Source organism: Ruegeria sp. D3 (assembly GCF_056534465.1).
The window spans coordinates 1-5157 of the sequence record NZ_JBQFPK010000034.1; the positions used below are offsets into that span (position 1 = coordinate 1).

Here is a 5157-nt window from a genome sequence, read left to right on the forward strand (position 1 = left end):
AGGCTGCGCAAGACTTTGTGCGATCCTCGGGCGGTCGAGCGATCATTTGCGCCCTTGCTGAAGTCCCTGCGGCAGTGCGTGGCGAAAAAGGAACAACGGTTTCTGAGAGCGCGGGAGAGACCAAGTTTCACTGATACAATGGGCCGGACAAGAAAGTTCTGCTCGAAGCCTTCTTTGTTGTAAACATGTCCCTCAGAGCTGATCCACAAAAGTGGTTCCTAAGAAATACAGTTCCGTCTTCCAGACGCCGACTATTGAAGTGCCAAAAACTCAACAGATGAGCAGGGTCGACTAAAGCTTGTAGCTGGCTTGAATGGCGCTGGATTAAAGCGACTTTACAGGCGTTCCTTACAAGAGGATGCATTGGCAGGCGGGAGTGCATGGCTAGCAATTGTATTTAACACTCGCACTCAAGCTATTGATGTGACACATACCACTACCTTCACAATTAGCACTTCGAAAATTGGTTTCCAAGATTTCCAGAGCTTAGAAAAAGTTATTTTGGGCTGAAGGAAACTGCGTTCATTTCAAAACTGAAATGGTTGTCCAATCATCATCTGCAGCCTGACACCTTCGTCAGAAAATGCGGTATCTGCTCTGACTACAAAGCCTTGAACCCATGCGCGCAACCCAATACCAGCGCTCCATTTCATGTCAGAATGCAGTTCACCAAGATCGTAACTGCCTGCGACGCGGCCCATCTCACCAAATGGAACAACCTGCACCCACTCAACACCCAGCAATTCTTGGGCGGCGGGCCATTGGTCGAATGGATTCCAATACGGGGTCATGCGAAGTTCCGCAGAATAGTAGATGGCAGAACGATCATTGAATCTCTCTTCCGGAAAGCCGCGCATACGAAACAAACCTCCAAGCGTGGCTCCAGTGTAAGGAGGAGGACGATTGGAGATAACTCCACCATTTTCACTCCATGACGGTGTGTCTGCAGTCCAGAAATCGAATGCAAGCACACGACTACGAAACCACGCAGACTCACCAAAATCGTGATAGGCATCAAATTCAGCCTGCATCACAGTCCAGGAATCTGTGCTGTCAAACCAGCCGAAATCCCTTGAGTATTGCAGCTTGAGGCCAACGCCTTTCGTGGGGTTCACCGGAAAGTCACGGTTATCCCAGAAGTAGACGAAATCAAGACCATTCGTTCGTAACTCGCCGTCGAAATCATCTCCGTCGCTCACCAACGCTCTGTGAAACGGCCTTATCTCAAAAAAGCTTCGCCCACTTTCAAATGGGTTCAGAGACAATCCACCTGTCGCGCCGGAAACCAGGAAGCCATCGCGAAAACTGTAGTCAGGAACAACTTGATTGCGCCCGTGACCTATCGGCAAAAGATACTTGAACCGGACTCGCGAAAACACGTCCGAACCGCTTCCTGTGACAAAGTTGTCTTTGTTCGAGTCATTCGTTCCAGCTCGCTCCCCTGCGAAATCCGGATTGCCGTCTACATATGTGTCTGCGTCGTTGTAATAACCGAGAGAAAATATGGGATCGATAAAGAGGCGCTTCCATCGAGGGACCTGTAAGTCTTCCGCAGCAAGAAAACCTGTTGCTGAGCCAGTGTCACCAGCAATAATAGTGCCAAGTATCCTGGCCTGAGGTTGCAGGTAACCTACCCGTCCTTCTACCCAGCCTGCGCTCAGACCAAATGTTTCATTATAAAAGGCAAATGGAAGGCTGAGTCTGAGACCGGAATAGTCCTCAACTTCCTCAGCCAACACCGAAGGCGTTAAAGCGCTAAACACGAGAAACAAGGCCAAAAGTTGCATGGCGACCGCGTTCGGTCTGCAATCGCGTGGCTTTGGCACCTCAGAAATCAAGTCCACCCCCCCTTTTTTGCATTCGTATTTTAGAATATAAAAGGTCGAAGGATTTTGATAATGATTTGAGCGCTACCGGTAAAAGAATGTTTCGGTGTGACGATTTAAAAACTGACGAATGCTACTTCGCGATACGCAGAAAGTTGGTTCTGGAGAAATAAGCCGCACTCGAAATCTTAGGGTTACCGCCTTCGACCTTTAAAATCATGTGCCGCGCGCGGACCTCTGTGCGAAGCAACTTTTGCCTTGGCGGCACCGGTACAAGAAACGGCAAAGGAGAAAGTCTCGTGATTGGTCAATTGTTGCTGGGCTCAGTTATCACGCTGTTCTCAATTATGACAGGCGCGATAATGTGGGGCGTTCTCAATGAGGTACTTGAAAAAATGGAGCCGTGGCTTCGACATTCGGACAACCGATTTATGTCATTCGTGGTAGTTTTGATCATGGTCGTGGTTTGCATAATGAGCGTGACCACATTTGGCGTTTGGTTGTGGGCCCTAGTTTTTTTGCAGATGTCAGTATTCAGCACGCTGGAAGAGGCGGTGTACTACTCATTGGTAGCGTATACGACCTTGGGTATTGGCGATGTAGTCGTCCCACAGCACCAGAGGTTACTTGGCGGGATGACGGGTGCAAACGGTTTTTTCATGTTTGGTTTGATGACGGCAATGCTCACCGACATTTTTCGCCACGTGGGAAGGATGCAGCGCGGCTTGAAAGACTAGTAAATTGCACTTGGGGTCCAGCGGGAGTTTTCTCTACTCGATAAACTCTGCTGTTAAATGTGTTGAAAAGACCTTCAATTGGGCTCTATTACCCCCTCTTGGAACGTAGCATGCCCGACCAATCCCGCTAAATAAAAGGTCCGCGTCAGCATGAAGTGCCCAAATGATGATAATAGCTTTCCAGTTGGGCTAATTTCGGACACGACCTACACCGAAGATTGAGAAGCAAATGGATAAACGTCTATATCCCAGGACAAAAGCAACGCAAAAAGTCCGCCCAATCCGATAAGCGTCGTTGTAACGCCGGAGCCCTATCGAGATAATTTTTTTGGTCGCGTATCGCAAGACGATACGCTTGTTACCCAACGACGTTCTTCCCCGCTATCGCTTTGGCTGCAGCGGTCAACTTCTGGCTATGAAACTCAATTAAGCCTGAATCTAAGGTAAGTTCGAGACAAACAATTGGATAATGAATGCATTGGCAATATCGACAAAGAAAGCTGAAACCAGCGGAAGTACAATGAAGGCAAGCGGAGATGGGCCATACTTATGCGTCACAGCCGTCATATTTGCTATGGCCGTTGGTGTAGCTCCAAGAGCGAAACCCGCGAAACCTGCCGACATCACGCCAGCAAAGTAGTTTCGCCCCATTGTTCGATAGACAACGAATATGATGAAAACAGCCGCAACCGCAGCTTGAAGCGTCATAGTGATGGCCAAAACGCCAGCAGAACCCGCCAAAGTCCAAAGTTGCATACTCATTAGGGACATTGAGAGAAACACCGCTAGTGAGAAGTCTTGCAATAGTTGTAAGGAGGCCGTCCCCGTTGGCGTCTTGATCTTTGGAAAAACTCTGGGCATCAGGTTTGCAATTAAAATACCGGAAAGAAGGCATGGCACGAAGAGCGGCAGGTTTGCTCCGGTTAATTCCAGCGATTCATCTGCAATGAAGCCGAGCACAATTGCGAGATGTGTCCAAAGAATAGCTCTCATCATTCCAGGATTCGTCGCACCGCCGATTGGATCGTTTGAAGCAGCCGCCTCACTGCCTTTTTCGTTGGAATTGGCAGCCGCAGTTTTCTCTTTCGCGCTTGGTTCTAGTTTGTCACGGGCGATCAAGTAGCTTGCGATTGGACCACCTATCAGGCTCGCCATGATCAACCCGATCGTCGCTGCGGCTATACCGAGTTCTGCTGCGCCCGCCACAGCGTATTGCTCTTCTACCACTGGGCCCCATGCTATCGCGGTACCGTGGCCTCCTATTAGAGATGTTGTGCCCATCATCACACCGGCCTGAGATGGCAACCCAAATAGTGAAGCCCCGACAATACCGATTCCGTTCTGGACAAACATGTACCCAATGGTCAGTACAAGCATAAGGCCTAGAAGCGGTCCGCCTTTTACTAGGTCAGAAAACCTCGCATTCAGCCCAATTGTGGTGAAGAAATAGATCAGCAAAGAGTCGCGCGAAGCAAGATCATAAACGACTTCTCGCCCGGTCACGGTTACCACGCCCAACGTTACAAGTGCCGCCAACAAGCCCCCTGAAACCGGTTCGGGGATCGAGTATTTACGCAGGAACGCGAAGCGCTCTGTCAGCCTTGAACCAAGAAAGTACACAACGATGCCTAGTGTCACAGCAATAAAACTATCCACCACTATCGGTTCGGCCATGAACAAACTCCCAACTTCGTCGTGCGACTATGCGATCTTTCACAAGCTCCGCAGAGATATTCAGAATATATCGTTCAACGGTAGAGCATGATTGAACATGGGTGCAACAAAACGATCCATTGGCTAGATTTGACTGGCACTGACAGCAAATATCCAACCTATGAAAACTAGAAGGGCTATCAACGTGAAACACTCAATCAAATGCGCTATCGGTATCGCCCTTTGCGGCGCAACTGGTGTTCCAGCTATCGCAGATGAAAAGACACATTCTTACGTATTCTTGGGCGAAGAAACGATCCTGTCAGCCACCGAAAACTGTGTTTACGAAATCATGAAACAGGGCATTGAAGTGGAAGAAAGTGAAAGCCAAGTATTCCACGAATTGGCGCAGGGAATTATCCTTATTTATGCGCAAAAATATGTCGGCTTCAGAAATTCCGGAAATGTACCTGAGTCTTACACCGAGGAAGAAGCCGAAATCTTGCAATCAGGTGAGATAGACGAGTTTTTCGAACATTGCTTTGACTGAAAAAACGACGATCAGTTTAAGTTTTATAATAAAGTTTGCTGTCTTGGCGAGTAGGAGACCCTTTGGACGCGAAGCGGTATGCGAGCCGGCAATCCGTAAACTCTGCTAGACAATAACAATCCGCGTCCTCCCAATTTCAGGCTATGGTTGAATGAGTCTAGCTGCATGAAGTCGATTTTGGCGACCCTTTTCTATGCGGTTCGGCGAAAAGCAGGAGGTTGATCCATGTCGAAACCGATAGTTCGTTTGCTGCCGTACTTTTTTGTTGGCTTTGCTTTTCTGAGTTTCAACGCAGCTTACGCACAGCCCACAGAAACAACAGAGCAGCAAGTAGATTGGCTCCAATTGGGGATGGGACTTTTTGGCGGCTTGGCGCTCTTTTTAGCTGGAT

General features: G+C 48.7%; 4 protein-coding genes. 2 read left to right on the plus strand and 2 right to left on the minus strand.

The features are described from left to right. Positions 1–527 precede the first annotated feature (527 nt). Positions 528–1787, minus strand: a complete 1260-nt coding sequence (locus ACR0DX_RS22545) for a BamA/TamA family outer membrane protein (RefSeq protein ID WP_170355053.1) — start codon at positions 1785–1787, stop codon at positions 528–530. 338 nt (positions 1788–2125) lie between these two features. Between ACR0DX_RS22545 and ACR0DX_RS22550 the strand changes: the two genes are divergently transcribed. Beyond that, positions 2126–2563: an ion channel gene (locus ACR0DX_RS22550; protein WP_170355052.1), complete on the plus strand. Its 438-nt coding sequence runs from the start codon at positions 2126–2128 to the stop codon at positions 2561–2563. 438 nt (positions 2564–3001) lie between these two features. Here the strand turns inward: ACR0DX_RS22550 and gltS are convergent, their stop codons facing one another. Continuing rightward, positions 3002–4237: a sodium/glutamate symporter gene (gene gltS, locus ACR0DX_RS22555; RefSeq protein WP_170355051.1), complete on the minus strand. Its 1236-nt coding sequence runs from the start codon at positions 4235–4237 to the stop codon at positions 3002–3004. A gap of 184 nt (positions 4238–4421) precedes the next feature. Here gltS and ACR0DX_RS22560 point away from each other — a divergent pair, with 184 nt between their 5' ends. Beyond that, a complete protein-coding gene (locus tag ACR0DX_RS22560) occupies positions 4422–4766 on the plus strand; it encodes a hypothetical protein (protein ID WP_170355050.1) in 345 nt (114 codons plus the stop codon). Positions 4767–5157: the final 391 nt, after the last annotated feature.